8 protein-coding genes are annotated in these 15,361 nt (G+C 44.8%); 2 read left to right on the top strand and 6 right to left on the bottom strand.

Annotation, left to right across the window (positions count from 1 at the left end; translation table 11 throughout):
• Positions 1 to 18: 18 nt before the first annotated feature.
• The 6 genes from VYM24_RS15605 to VYM24_RS15630 form a co-directional block, all read right to left on the bottom strand.
• A complete protein-coding gene (locus tag VYM24_RS15605) occupies positions 19 to 1,446 on the bottom strand; it encodes an Ig-like domain-containing protein (RefSeq protein ID WP_299089588.1) in 1,428 nt (475 codons plus the stop codon).
• Between the two features lie 36 nt (positions 1,447 to 1,482).
• Complete coding sequence (locus VYM24_RS15610) at positions 1,483 to 3,198, bottom strand: RagB/SusD family nutrient uptake outer membrane protein (protein ID WP_299089590.1); 1,716 nt, start codon at positions 3,196 to 3,198, stop codon at positions 1,483 to 1,485.
• Between the two features lie 12 nt (positions 3,199 to 3,210).
• The gene (locus tag VYM24_RS15615; protein ID WP_425286605.1) at positions 3,211 to 6,417 is read right to left on the bottom strand and encodes a SusC/RagA family TonB-linked outer membrane protein; all 3,207 of its coding nucleotides are present in this window, start codon (positions 6,415 to 6,417) and stop codon (positions 3,211 to 3,213) included.
• A gap of 46 nt (positions 6,418 to 6,463) precedes the next feature.
• Positions 6,464 to 6,979: a sigma-70 family RNA polymerase sigma factor gene (locus VYM24_RS15620; RefSeq protein WP_291548645.1), complete on the bottom strand. Its 516-nt coding sequence runs from the start codon at positions 6,977 to 6,979 to the stop codon at positions 6,464 to 6,466.
• Positions 6,980 to 7,274: 295 nt separating this feature from the next.
• Complete coding sequence (locus tag VYM24_RS15625) at positions 7,275 to 10,091, bottom strand: ligand-binding sensor domain-containing protein (protein WP_330940365.1); 2,817 nt, start codon at positions 10,089 to 10,091, stop codon at positions 7,275 to 7,277.
• A gap of 263 nt (positions 10,092 to 10,354) precedes the next feature.
• Positions 10,355 to 13,105 (bottom strand): heparinase II/III domain-containing protein, encoded by a 2,751-nt coding sequence (locus tag VYM24_RS15630; RefSeq protein ID WP_330940366.1) that lies wholly within the window; start codon positions 13,103 to 13,105, stop codon positions 10,355 to 10,357.
• A gap of 161 nt (positions 13,106 to 13,266) precedes the next feature.
• Between VYM24_RS15630 and nrfH the strand changes: the two genes are divergently transcribed.
• Both nrfH and nrfA read left to right on the top strand, forming a co-directional pair.
• Entirely contained in the window at positions 13,267 to 13,857 is a 591-nt protein-coding gene (gene nrfH, locus VYM24_RS15635; protein ID WP_195209308.1) for a cytochrome c nitrite reductase small subunit, read from the top strand.
• A gap of 21 nt (positions 13,858 to 13,878) precedes the next feature.
• Positions 13,879 to 15,360: an ammonia-forming cytochrome c nitrite reductase gene (gene nrfA, locus VYM24_RS15640; protein ID WP_330940367.1), complete on the top strand. Its 1,482-nt coding sequence runs from the start codon at positions 13,879 to 13,881 to the stop codon at positions 15,358 to 15,360.
• Position 15,361: the final 1 nt, after the last annotated feature.

Raw genomic sequence — 15,361 nt, forward strand, 5'->3', positions numbered from 1 at the left:
ATTCTTTAGAGTTGTATTTTAGTTTCCGGTTGCTATCTCCGCTTCTGCAAAGGCTTTCGCTTCGGCTATACTCTTGAATGTGCGAATCCAGTAAACCGTATATTGGCCGGTAGGCAGGTTCTCATTATAAATGTCCGCAACCTTGATTTGGAAGGTATTGGCTTCTACCACACCATTGCCTAATGCTGCATTGATAGACGGTACATCATAGTATATCAGATTCGTACCATCACTCAGAAGTTCTCCGACATGGGCTCTACCGGCATTTCCGGACTTAGTTACCATGTCCAGTGTATATGCACCACCTTGTCCGATTCCTTTTCCGCCAACTGGCAATGTGGAACGCATGGCAAGTACCGGATAGTTGGAGAAATCAAGGTTGATGGGGACATTCCTGAAACTCAAGTCCGCACGCCTCATGGTAGCGTTTTGAGCACCGGCTGTAACCACCATTTTGCCGTCTTCTATCACATAGCTTGAGTAATTCTGTCCAATTTTCCAGCCATCGAAATTATTCTGGCCATCCCAAATCACCCAACCGCTTTCTACGGTTACAGATACGGAAGCCGTCTGGCCAGTTGCCTTACAAGTTGCTGTAATAGTAGCAGTTCCGAAGCCCTTCGGTGTTACAATACCCAAATCTACCGTAGCAATGTTTTCGTCGCTGGAAGTCCAGTCTACTGAACCTGTGGTAGCGTTGGCGGGTGTGTAAGTAACATCCAACTGAACCGGACCGCGAGAGATACAAAGCGGTTCTGTCAAAGCAGAGATAGAGACGCTTTCTACCGGAATGTACTCTTTGATATTCAGCTCATAAGAGGCGGATACGCCACTACGGTCGTGTGTGTAAGCTGTAATGATGGCCTTACCCGGTGTCAGGCAGTTTACTAAACCATTTTCTGATACTGTAGCGATGCTTGGGTTACTGCTTGCCCATGTCAGATAAGAATAGGTATGATTGGCCGGAAGGATGGATGCCTCCAATTGAATTCGGTCTGTCTCATAGATATCTTCTCCCTCTTTCGGATTGGTCAACATCATATCGGTAGCCTTTATGATTTCGGGTATTACATTGACCGTAACTGAAGCTGACGGACCAAAACCTATGGCGGGAGTCACACTAATGATGGCCGTACCTTCGGCTATACCGGTAATAGTACCTTGCTGTGAAACTTTGGCAACTGTTTCGTCGGTTGACTTCCAGATAATGGAACGATCTTCCAGTTCTTTGGGAGCATCAATCGCAAAAACAATAGTAGAGTCCATGCCAATGGCAAGCGGCAGGTTCTCACTTACCTTGAATGTGATGCCGTTGATCAGTTTGGCTTCGGGCATGGCAGGAGTAAATTCTTGATCCTTATCACATGCAGTCAGAGCCATGCAGGCCGCCAGCATCCCGATGGATGCCCGGCTCAAGCCTTGATATATAGAATTTCTATTCTTCATGTTGTTATCTTCTTTTTATGAATGAAAAACATTGATTTATTCTCCCCAACCCGGGTTCTGTTTCAGGTTCGGGTTCAATTGCAACTGGTCGGTAGGTAATGGGTAAAGATAGTGCTTATCTTCCCATTTACGTCCTGACTCCAGGATGATGAAACCGTCGCTGTTTCTTTCATTGGTAACGTTCGGCCATTTGTTCTGGAATTCCGTACCTGTCCATCTGATACCCAGGAAATCTTGCGGCATTTCCTTTTCAGCTGTCTTCCAACGCTTCAGATCGTCTATACGGAAGCCTTCGTTGAACAATTCAATGGTACGTTCACGGCGAATTTCAGTTCTCATATCCAGATCGTGAGTGCTGGCAAATGTATTGGTCAGTTTGGGCATTTTGGTGTTGATGCGGCAACGAACCAAGTTGAGAGAGAGGTTCAGGTCTTCGTCAGAAATCTTTTCATCCCGTTCAAATACTGCTTCGGCATAGTTCAGCAGAACTTCTGCGTAGCGAATAACGGGGTAGTCATAGCTTTCATAGGTGTCATTCACATAACGTTCGCAAGCCCATTTCTGGTTGTTGTAACCGCTTCCACTGGTAGGCACTAATCCCTTGATGGAAGCTGAAGCGCGGTCAACGGCATCACCTGTCCAGTTGACACGTGAGTTCAGGTTACTCCAGAAATATTCGTAAGGTTTGCACAGGGTATAAACCATACGGTTATCTCTATTCAGGTATTCGTCCAATATCTTTTGGTCTCCTTTATATACTTCAGATTTTTCAATAGGGAGTCCGTCCTGGCAGAGATACATTGCAGCAAATTTGTGAGAAATCATTTGGGCATTTGCCAAACACTCTTTCGTGATATTTGAACCGATAGGAGCCAACGCTTCGTCATGACGGCGGGAGAAAATATACTCCGTATTGGCGCTTTTCTGCAATCCGGCCGGGTTACATTTCGTATCTTCCAGAATGAACATATACTTCTGCGCGCTGTCGCCCAGGATAGCAGGTGCAAACAGAGAGAATGTTTTAGCATTGATCACTTCCTTTGCTGCATTTGCCGCAATGTCCAGCAAGTCTTTGCCTCGGGTTGTGTTGCCACGGAATTTCTGCCATGTTCCTTCGTAGAGCGCTACACGGGAAAGCATTGCCCAGGCGCCTTCGCGACCTACACGTCCTTTTTCCACTGTGGAAGTGACGGGAAGTAATTCGGCGGCATCTTTCAAATCCTGAATGATGAGGTCGGCTACTTCGCTGCGGTCGTTGCGTGCTGCTTGCATTTCGGGAGCGGTAACATCAATCGGTGTAGTGACTACTATGACATTTCCAAAAAGCTGCAACAGGTCAAAGTAGCAGTAAGCGCGGAAAAACTTGGCTTCACCGATATATTGTGCGATGTCACTCTGATTTGCAAAACTCTCTGCTTTCTGCAAGAGGATATTGGTGCGACGGATGCGATTGTATGCATCGGTATAGTTACCGTCGGAAGCCGGTATGCTGTTGGTTCCGTTAGCAAATACATTCTTGCTGCCTTTGTCCATGATAAGGTCGGAACGCTTATCGGAGTGGGGGGCATCGTAGACGCTGTTTTTGAAATCGCGTGTCCAGCCATAGAACTGATTGGAGAACAACTTGAAGTCTGTAGCAGTCTGCCAATAGTTACCATCGGCAATCTGGTCTTTCGGATCCAGGTCGAGACAGGAATGTAACATACATCCTATTGCCAGTATCAAGATAGATTTAATTGTATATTTTTTCATTTTTGTCTTCAATTAAAAGGTTAAATTCAATCCAAAAGTTACAGTGCGCAGGAAAGGGTATCGCTTGGAGTTGTCCACTTTACGGTTTGCTTCCGGATCCCATCCATCGTTAATTTTGCTGTGTTCCCACAAATCGCTACCTGTTACATATACACGTGCCTTACTCAATATTTTTGTTCTGGCAAGCAGGGAAGCCGGAAGCGAATAACCCAAAGTTACATTTTTCAAGCGCAAATATGCACCGTCTTCTACCGACCATGAAGAACATTGGTAGTTGTAGTTGTTAAGTTCGGACTGGTTGGTCAGTGCAGGGAAGAACGCACCCGGATTATCCGGAGACCATGTGTTGCCTATATGCTGGTCGCTCGTGTTCAGATAAACGGCACGCATCGGAATTCTCCATGTACTCTCCTCACGCCAGATGGTGCGTTTGCCCGCGCCCTGGAAAACGATGGCAAGGTCAAAACCATTCCACTCCAGACCTGCATTGATAGAGAATTGTACTTTAGGATCATCTGTACCCAGGTAAACAAAATCTTCTTCTGTCAGCTTGCCATCCTTATTTACATCTTCGAACATGTTATCGCCAAGGCGCAGGTTGTTGAGTGTACCGATGGTACTGGTATTTTTATACTTATCCACATACTTTTTCAGTTGCTCTTCTGTCTGTATCTTACCGCAGTAACGGAGACCGAATACAGAGTTCAGAGGATATCCTTCACGGTCGGAGCGTACACCTGCTTTGATGGCTCCACTACCACCGTTATCCACTAATTCGTTGGTAGTGTAGGTAAAAGTACCGCCGATATGATAGTTTACTTTTCCAATCTTATCCGACCAGTTGATCATACCTTCCCAACCGTGTGCCTTGAATGCACCGTAATTTGCCGTGGGAGCCTTGTCACCCAGAATACCCGGATAGATTACGTCGATCAACATATTGTCACTCTTCTTCCAGAAGATTTCTGCCGTACCCGTCAGGCGGTTACGCAAGAACCCGAAATCAAGACCAAGATTATAATTATGGATGCGTTCCCATGTACGGTCAGTACTCGGCAACTTACCGTTAGTGTCTACATAAGAGATTTTTCCATTGCCTATCAATGCACCGCCACTGGGGGTGAAGTTGTATAACTGTGCACCGTCATAGCGGTCAACGCCACTCTGATTACCTACGCTACCGTAAGAAGCTCTCAGCTTCAGTTCGTCTACAAATGTCAGATTCTTCATGAATGCTTCTTCCGAAATTCTCCATCCGGCAGAAGTACCCCAGTAGAATACCCAACGGTTTTCGGGCTGGAATTTGGAAGAACCGTCATAACGTCCCTGTGCTTCCAACATGTATTTAGAACGATAATTGTAGTTGATACGGCCAAAGTAAGACATTACAGCCTCTTGCCATTTGGATGATTTGTCGTCACCATTCTTCAGGTAAACAACATCCTTTGTGCTATTGGGGATTTCCAGTGAGGGCAGTATACCTTCTGTATAGAGGAAAGTACCTTCATACTCTTTCAGGTTATATTGCGAACCTACCATCACTTTTACATCGTGGACATCGGCAAAGATATGTGACCAGTCGATGTGTCCGGACAATGAGTAAAAGTCAGTACGTGAATTGGATTTGGAATATGAACTCTTGTCCTCTGTCGGATTGCTGCGAACCACGCGGTCACCTGCATAGTTATACCAATCAATCGCTTTACTTTGTTTATCACGGATGGCTGTTGATGTATTATAACCGGCCGTTACAGAAGCTGTCAGGTTTTTCAGGATGGAATATCTGAATGTCTCGCTGATGTTGATGGCGGACACTTTCAGCTTGTTGTCACCGCCCAATTCACAATACCAGTTGGGTGCACCCCATGTTCCCCATGCATAAGGTTTGCCATTAGCTGTAGCAGATGGGAAACCCGGTTGCTGTGAGTTGGTGGTCAGCGCCGAACCAATTTGTGTGGGTGCCACTTGATCCTGGCGGTTGTAAGCAATTACCGACTCAATAGAAGCGCGGTCAGACAGTTTAAAGGTATTTGTCAAGCGCAGGTTGTAACGGTTGTTATTGTTGTTACCCCATTTCAAGTTACTGTCATCATACATATAGCCTAAAGACAGACGGTACTTTGAGGCATCCGAGCCACCTGCTATGGCAAGTTCGTGTTGCGTGGAAGCGGCTGTTCCCCACATGATATCCTGCCAGTTGGTATCGAAAAATACAAAGTCCGCTACGTCCGTGAAGGCATTTCCAAAGGGATTCGTAGTATGGTCAAGATTGATATACTGATTTTTATACGCCAATGCTAGTTTTGCATAACGCATCCAGGTATCATCGTCACCGTAACCGTCATTGGTACGTGCATCTATCACGGAGGAAGCCCATTGCTCCAGGCTCATCAGATGAGGAGACAGACCGATAAACTTACTTGTTACCGAACCGCTATAGTCTACCTGCACCTTGCCTGCCTGGGCTTTCTTGGTAGTTACCAATACTACACCACCGGCAGCTTTACTACCGTAGATGGAAGCCGAAGCATCTTTCAAGAAATTGATAGACTCAATATCGGAGGGATTCAACAGACGTAGCTCGTTTACACTTTCATATTCCACCCCGTCGATAATGACTAATGGGCTGGTCGTGTTTTTTGAAACTGCACCGCGCAGACTCATGTTCCAGCTTTCATCGCCCGGGGCTGTAGAATTACGTGTGATAATGACACCGGGAACCTGGCCTTGCAATGCCTGTACCGGACTGGACATTGTTCCTTTATTCTCTAACATCTTCTGATTCACCACTGTTACCGAACCGGTCATTGTAGCTTTCTTTTGTGTACCGTAGCCCACAACCACCACCTCGTCCAGCATTTCCGAATCTTCTGTCAAAACCACTTTCAGATTGGTTTCATTTCCTTTTACCACAATCTCCTGTGACTTATAGCCTATAAATGAAACCACTAAAGTCCCTTTTGCATTACTCAGACTGAAATTACCGTCAATATCGGTAATGCAACCGTTCGTGGTGCCTTTCACCATAATGTTGGCACCAATAATGGGTTCACCGGTAGCATCCACTACGGTACCTTTTACTGTACCGGTCTGCATAATGGCTTGTACCTCATTTACATTGGCAAAAGCCTGCTGCGGGCTACCTACACAGAGTGCAGATGCCATTGCTGCTGAGAATAAAATTCTTTTCGATGAGAATTTCAGAAATTCATTCCTCATAATTTATAAATTTAAAATTAACACTATTATTTCGATTGTAATCTAATTAGATACATTGTTTCATATATTCACGTATTTCCTTCCGGCTGATAAACAAATGGTTTTCGACCGTACGGCGTGAAAGGTTCAATTTGGCGGAAATTTCCGATGAGGATTTATCCTCAAAACGGTTCATGATATAAATCTTTCTGCGTTGTTCCGGAAGAGTGCGCAGTTTGCGCTTTTCACAAGCTAGTAAATCATTGGCAATAATTTGGTTTTCCGTTTCATTGGTACAGGTCGTTGCATGATCATATATATAAGATGTTATTTCTTGCTTCTTATAGTGACGGCGCAAGTAGTCGTTCACCAGATTGCGGGATATGGTGTAAATGAAAAACTTTACAGTGTCCGGGCGGAGCATTTGCTTATAGTCCATTAAACGCAGAAATACATCTTGGGCTATGTCTTCAGCTTCCTCTTTATTGTTTATCCTATAACATATATAGAGATAGACGGAGCGGTGGTAACTCGTATAAGAGTCAGCTATCAATTGAACGGATGTCATCTTTTTGTTTTCCATGCTTCAGACTTTGGTTACGTTTTACGTTAGCTTTACGATTGCAAATATAAAAGGTAAAAAACGGAAAACAATTTTTTATAGTGCTTAACAAATCTCATCTCATTAACTTAGACTGAAAACTAATTAATTTGTTGTAATATAGCTGTTTAAGAATTTGAGACTCGTAGTATCAACTAATAATTTGAGACTCCGGGGTGAATTGGACGGAAAATCTGATGCAACAAAAACGCACTTATCTTTCAATGTGCTGAAAGTTAAGTGCGGAAAATGATAGAGTATATCTTAATATTATAAGTTATTCGTCGTTATTCTTTCCGATGCTCCGGATATATTCATTGGGAGTGATGCCGGTAGCCTTCTTGAAATAGCGGAAGAAGGAAGCACGTGAGCTAAAACCACAGAGTTCGGCAAGTGCTCCCAGTGTATATTTGGAATATTCGTCTTCGTTGATAAGACGCTTGAACTCCTCAATACGGTAATCATTGATGTAATCGTAATAATTACGGTTCAGATGTTGATTGAAGAGATAAGATAAAGTATGTGCTGACCTGCCGAGCATGGTTGCCAGATCGGCTATTTTCAAATCCGGGTTTGTATATGGCTTATCACGAAGCATCAGAGCCTCCAGCTTTTCTGTCAGGCGCTGACATTCTTCCGTGCTTATCTTATTGGTTTTATATTTTGATTCTGCTGTTTTTTCTTGCTTTTCGGGCTCTTGCACATTTTCAGGAAGCGGGATTTGAATATTTTTCGTTTGCTTCGCTTTTCTCTTACGCTGATAGTAAATGTAGCCGATAAAAGCTAAAGCAATGGAAACGGCGATGATACTCCATGTTTCTACAGGATAGGCAATGTGGACGGCGGTGCGTACTTCAGAATCAGGGTTCCCGATATAGCGTAGCTTGAAAAGATAGTTTCCGGATGACAAATCATAATAAGTAATTTCCGATTTTCCGGTCAATATCTGCCAGTCTTCATCTTCACCTTCCAATTTGTATTCATAAGTCATATAAGCCGGTTCGGTATAGGTAAAGCCGGAGAAATGAAAAGTTAGGTTGTTTTGAGAGGATTCAAGTTGTATTTCAGGGACTTTCCCACTCTCAATAACAGGATGAAGCGATTTCTTTCCGTTGACGTAAATATCTGTAATCGTCAGCGGATAAGTGTATCTTTTCATCTGATTATTTTGCTTGAAGTTCATATAAATCAGCCCTTTGGAATTTCCCATCCATATATTTCCCTGCTGATCCTGTACGGGAGGGCATAGTGTAAAAATAGAACTGGGAATACCGTCTATGAAATTATAAGGAATAAAAGTCTCTTTCTTGTCGTAGCGGTAGAGTCCGTTATTGGTTCCTATCCAGAGCCATTTCTCATTATCTTCCAGAATAAACATACCATCTTTTCCTTCCAGTTGTGTATCAGGTTGTAACCTTCTGAAGCGACTCATGGAGAGATCGGATATACACATACTTCCTTTGTCCGGCAGGAAATAAAGATAATGGTCGGAGTCTTCATATACAACTCTGATCTTTTCTTTATGAATAAAGTTTTCCGGGAAGATATCGGTTTTCAGACTTTCAGAGGAGGGATCCCAGATACACATGCCATTTTCCGTGCAAATCCATCCTTTGTGAGTGGAATCAAAATAGATTTCGTAAACATTCCCTTCGGGTAATTTGGAGTTGGCACTGGTGTAGTGCTTGATTCTTTTCCCATTCTTATAGCAATAGAGTCCCATTGAGGTACCTATCCACAATTGGTCTTTGGCATCCGCTTTTATGCTGAAAATCTGTCCCCGCATGAAAGGCTGCGGTTCATTGGGTTCGAAGTCGTGGATGGTAAGATCAGCAGGATTGAATATGTACATACCTCCGCCATAAGTTCCGATATAATATTTATCCTGAAATTTGTAGATACAGAAGATCATACTGGAACGCAATTCGGGAGATTTAAAGTTTTTGAAGCGTCGTTCCTCTTCGTTTATATAGAATAGGCCGTCGCGGGAGCCGACTAACTTTTCATGTTCGGTAATTGCAATACTGCGGACAGGCATATCTTTGGAGTCAAAATACGGGAGATAACTGTAAGTAGAGAAAAGTCCGCTCTGGTACAGACTGTAATCCAATCCCAGTTGATAGAAGCCTATCCAGATAAGCCCGTCACGATCCACTAAAAGGGAATATACGGAGTTGGAGCGGATACTTTCGTCTTTTCCCGGTTCGTGGCGGAAAGAGCGTAGAACCTTCATTTGTTTGGTAGAAATGAAATGTACTCCATTTCCATCCGTACCCACATACAACATATCTTCACCATCACCGGACAGCGAAGATATCACATTGCAGCCTACATCGATGAAGTGCCTGAATTTATGTGTTTGCATATCGAAGCTGATAATACCTTGCCCCATCGTACCTAGATAAAGTACGTTGCCGATGCGGGTGATATTGTTGTAAGAGCAAAGATGCTTGTTTTCTACTATATTATGATAAGGGACGATTTTTTTGTCGGCAAGTGTCAGGGAATAAAGTCCGTCGTTGGTAGCTATCCAGAGAATGCCCTCTTCACTAAGACTTAGTCCGGTGATGATATTAGAGGCTGACAGGACATTGGGGTCTATAAGTACTTGTTCCAGATTCCCGTTTTTATAGATAAACAGACCGGCCTCGCTACCTATATATAAAGTACCTTTTCCATCGGGTAGAAGTGTGCGGACGCCGTAGTGTAATGTTTCGGCGGCAATCGGCTCGGGAATATTCTTTTCGGTATTCACCCGCCAAAGTCCCATGCCGTTTCCCATCCATATCTGGTTGCCCTCCATTTCGGCAATGGCATTGACCCGCTTGATCTTTTCATTTGCTCCGGAAATCAGGAAATGCTTCAGACGCGTGCCGTCAAAACGTTCCAAAGAATTGCCGGTACCTATCCAAACATAGCCAATGGAGTCTTTATAAAGTGCATTTACTACTAAGTCGGAAAGTCCTTCGGTGACGGACAGTCCCCGGAAGACAGAGGGGAGGGAATAGCCCGGAAGGGAGCTAAACAGTAGGAATAATAGGACAATATATTTCGATATGTTTTTCACGATATGGTATCTTTCGTTTCTATACATTATGTTTCTGTACAGCAAATATAAGGAAAAAGAACGAAAATATTCGGGTTTAGGATGATTATTCGGTAGTCGGAGACTCTTTGCTGACTTATTGGCTTGTGAGCGGGGCGTATCTGGTCCATACCAAGTCCGTACTTGCTCCGTGTCTATAGCTATGGGGCACCTATGGAGCTGGTACGGAGTAGCTACGGATCAGATACGGAGGACGTACGGAGATGCTACGGACCATGTACGGAGATGATATGGACTTGATGCTATTGTTTTCACTTCAATTCCGTTTCCACTGTATTGGTTTTTAGTTTATACGTCTTCTTTTTGATGCTGACGGTGCAATCGGCGGATGCAGTGTAGTACCATGCCCCTTTCTTGAATTCCAGTAATACATCTGCGGGAGTTTCCGTCTTGATAACTACATTCGGGGTACTTAGCAAAGTGCCATGTCCTAAAAAGAAGGTGCAATCATCGCCCTTTTTATTTCCCCATAAAGCATAGGTGGCTTGTGCGCTCATTTTTCCGCTGGTGCAGATATCCGTGGGATTATCTGATGACAGAATATAGTCTGTGCGTCCATCTTTCTGTACCACACATATACCGGTGGCACTGTTTTCTGTTTTGCTTTTTACTTCGGGGAAACTTACTTCGGCAATGCAGCCGGGTTCTTTTACGGATGAGGGCTCATAGATAGCGACGAACGGTCGGTTCCAGGCTTCTCCTTTCTGGCGGGCTACAAAAGTCAGGGTAGGTTGTTCTTTGATATTATATGGCATCCCCGGAGTACGGCTCAAACCTTCCGTCATGGGAGACAGGGCGGTGAAAACTTCCCGGTCCGTTTCTCCTTTCATCCACAAGTTCATTGAAATGTCATCCTTGTCGGGCATGGCAATGGTAAATGTAGCTTTTATGTCTTTGTTGGTAGTAGCCGATTTTTTATCATAGATATAAGAATAAGCATAAAGGTGAGCACCGGCAAAGGCCAGTTCCTCGGTGGGTTGCAGATTCAGGTCTGCACCGTCTGTGCCTGTCAGTGTTAGGGTTTGCCCCAGATTATGGTAGAAATAATCATGCATTTTATCACCACCGCGTTCTTTCCGGCTGCGGAAGATATCTACATAGTAACCGGTTTCCGGACCGGTAGTGACGATACTCATCATACGGGTCTGGTCGGCACGGCTTTCCGGTTCACGGAAAGAAACATCGCTATAGGTTACGGAAGTGAAAGCTTTTCCCGGTTCGGAAGAAACTGGAAAACTGGATTTAAGATCAAAGGAGTGATTACTTTTCATAACCGGATAACTGGAAATGCCATCCACGCAAACCGTGTTATGACTGGGAAATTGAGAATAATATTCCAGATAGTCCAGTCCGCTGTATAAGTAAAGGCCAATTCCGGCATCGGGAGCCAAAACATATCCCTTACCATAAAGCTCCATAGATATGCCATTGGCATGCATGTGGTTTCCTTCACTGGCATTCAAGGATATCATAAGGCTGTGACGGGGATTCATTCCGTTTCGTTGTACCAACCAGGAAACGTTCGGTGCATAGAAGAGGGGAGAGACATATTGCTTTATTTCTCCAGCTTCGATATTGGGATTCAGTTCCAATGGCTTTTCATCAAAGAAAGAACTGATAGAAACGGGGACGCTTTTTTTATTGTCTTTGGTTTTTCCCGCATCGGGATGGAAGCATTTCAGCATGGCAGTGAAATATTCTTCCTGCTCTTTCTTGCCGTTGTGTTGTGCATTTCGTATCATGCGGGATATAGGATGGGTGTTCAGATATCCCGGGTGGGTATCGCCGAAACCACAGATCATCCGGTTGGGGAACAAATATTGCGGAGTAGCGGCTACTGCTTTAGAAAGAACCGGCATTGCTTCCACCAGGTCATAATTCAGATTCCGGTCGAAGAGGGTAGCAAAGCTGGTGTAGTCATTCAGTACTACATTGCTGTATCCGGGACATTCGGCCCAGATACCTGTCTTCGGATCGAAGCCATAATCGGCTAATTTATTCAGACTCCATTGGCGGATACTAGAGCGGTTGAGTACATAATCAATGTAATATTCGCGTCCTTTGCCATCGGCATATTGCTTGTTGTTTTCCAGTATCATACCAATATTCATGACATAACGAGCCTGCATCAGGTTCCAGTTGTTGTGAGGAACACCGTTTGCAATGATATTGTCCGCCCATTTCTTGAAAGCTCCTGCGTATATATCCATTTTGTCGGTATGCCGGGCATTCAGGTAGTCATACAGGAAATCGTAAAGGGGAACGATGTCATAAAGAATATCTTCGTGAATAACCTCGAAAGAACTCATGCCTACCAGCGTTTGCTGATGGCCGTGGTTGAGGTCGATGGGAACATTCCGATAATAGATACCTGTCATATAGGTATCGAATACTCCGGCAGCGAGTTTTGCATATCTTTCTTCTCCGGTAAGCCAGTAAAGGAAGGCGGCATCACGGGCGATACCCATGATTTCACGGTTCAGGCTCTCGATGTTGCGTCCGGTTTTAGAAGGATGTACACTCTCCATAGGGCGGCCGGGCAAGGCGTTGTTACAGAAAGTCACATTTCCTTCCACATCGTCATCGTATGGCACTACGTCTTCCAGACGGGGGCGTCCGTGGGTGGCAAATGTGCCGCGCGTACCAGAATAGCGAACGGTGGGTGCCGGTGCTTTTTCGCCTCCGGCATGGTCGAAGGTTTCACCTTTTATATATACATCCGTAGCATGAGACTTCCAATACATGGCAAGGCGTGAAAGTAACCAGTCCGGTTGGGCATCTGTCAGGTTGGCATAAAGATCGGCACGCCTTTTCAGTTTCTCAAATACGTCTTTTGCCCAATCTTCTTTTTCTATCAGACTCAGGGTTTCACTCTTACCGTTGCTGTTCGTCAGATAACGCGGATGGCTGTCCGGCAACTGCTGCCGGAAGGCGATTTCTACCTCCTGGGCTTGTAATATCCCTGAAAAGAGAAGGCATATCAATAAACTAAGTGCTTTCATATTCTATCAATAACATTAGGTGTTTAAAGAATATACGGATGAGGGCGGATAATTACTCAACGGAACACGACAAAGATAGCGCAAGACTATGCAAAATATGTAATCATTATTACACTTTTTTAAAAATAAAGCCCCTACTTTTGTGAAAAATACTATTTCCTATGAAGAAATTGTCATTTATAAACAGGTTTTTACCTTCGTACAAATGGAAAGTGGCTGCGATAGTTATCTGCGGTATCGTTGTGGGCGGGGGAGGCTTGTTCATGTACTTGCTGCGGGCGCATACCTACTTGGGGGATGAGCCGTCGGCATGCGTGAACTGTCATATTATGGCACCTTACTACGCTACATGGTTTCACAGTTCACATAGTCGGGATGCCACTTGTAATGATTGTCATGTTCCTCATGAGAATGCCGTAAAGAAATGGACATTCAAGGGGATGGACGGTATGAAACATGTGGCTGCTTTCCTGACAAAGAGCGAGCCGCAGGTTATCAGGGCGCATGAAGCCAGTTCAGAGGTGATTATGAACAACTGTATTCGTTGCCATACGCAGTTGAATGCGGAGTTTGTGAAAACCGGGAAAATAGATTATATGATGTCTCAGGTAGGCGAGGGTAAGGCTTGTTGGGATTGTCACCGGGATGTGCCGCATGGCGGAAGCAACTCGTTGTCATCCACTCCCAATGCACTGGTACCTTATCCCGAATCGCCCGTTCCGGGCTGGCTGCAAAAGATGCTTAAGAAATAATGAAATAAAATCAATATACTTATGGAAAAGAAATTGAAATCATGGCAAGGCTGGCTGCTGTTCGGTGGTTCGATGGTAGTCGTGTTTGTATTAGGATTATGTGTTTCCGCGCTGATGGAGAGGCGGGCGGAATTAGAAAGCGTGTTCAATAACCGCAGGACTGTTATTACAGGCATTGAAGCCCGTAATGAAGTGTTCAAAAGTGATTTCCCCCGTGAATATCAGACCTGGACGGAAACAGCGAAGACGGATTTCCAGAGTGAGTTCAACGGAAACATTGCGGTCGATGTATTGGAACAACGTCCCGAAATGGTGGTTCTGTGGGCAGGATATGCTTTCTCAAAGGACTATTCGACTCCGCGTGGGCACATGCATGCGATAGAGGATATTACGGCAAGTCTTCGTACGGGTGCGCCTACTACTCCCGAAGATGGTCCGCAACCGTCTACCTGTTGGACTTGCAAGAGTCCGGATGTTCCCCGTGTGATGGAGGCTATCGGTGTGGATGCATTCTATAATAATAAGTGGGGAGCAATGGGTGATGAGATTGTAAATCCTATCGGATGCGCCGATTGCCACGAACCGGAAAATATGAATCTGCACATTAGCCGTCCAGCTTTGATCGAGGCTTTTGCACGCCAGGGCAGAGATATTACGAAAGCTACTCCGCAGGAAATGCGCTCGCTGGTTTGTGCGCAGTGCCACGTGGAATATTACTTCAAGGGTGATGGCAAGTACCTGACTTTCCCCTGGGATAAAGGCTTTACTGTGGAAGATATGGAGGCTTATTATGATAATGAAGGTTTCTATGACTATATTCATAAACTGAGTCGTGCTCCGATATTGAAAGCGCAGCATCCTGATTATGAAATCTGTCAGATGGGTATTCACGGTCAGAGAGGTGTGTCATGTGCAGATTGTCACATGCCTTATAAGAGCGAAGGTGGTGTGAAATTCAGCGATCACCATATTCAAAGCCCGCTGGCGATGATTGACCGTACTTGTCAGACTTGCCACCGCGAAAGTGAAGAAACATTGCGTAACAATGTGTACGAACGCCAACGTAAGGCTAACGAAATACGTAACCGTCTGGAACAGGAACTTGCCAAGGCTCATATCGAGGCTAAGTTTGCATGGGACAAGGGGGCTACGGAAGATCAGATGAAAGACGTACTTGCCCTGATCCGTCAGGCGCAGTGGCGTTGGGACTTTGGTGTGGCATCTCATGGAGGTGCTTTCCATGCTTCGCAGGAAATCCAACGTATCCTTTCACATGGTTTGGACAAGGCTATGCAGGCTCGTCTGGCTGTATTAAGAGTATTGGCTAAGCATGGTTTTACGGATGATGTGCCGATGCCGGATATTTCAACCAAAGAGAAAGCACAACAATACATTGGCCTCGACATGGATGCGGAAAGAGCTGCTAAAGAGAAATTCTTGAAAACAACTGTACCTGCGTGGCTGGAAAAAGCAAAAGCTAACGGTCGCCTGGCCCAGAAATAAA

The sequence above is a fragment of the Bacteroides sp. MSB163 genome (assembly GCF_036416795.1).
Taxonomy (GTDB): domain Bacteria; phylum Bacteroidota; class Bacteroidia; order Bacteroidales; family Bacteroidaceae; genus Bacteroides; species Bacteroides maternus.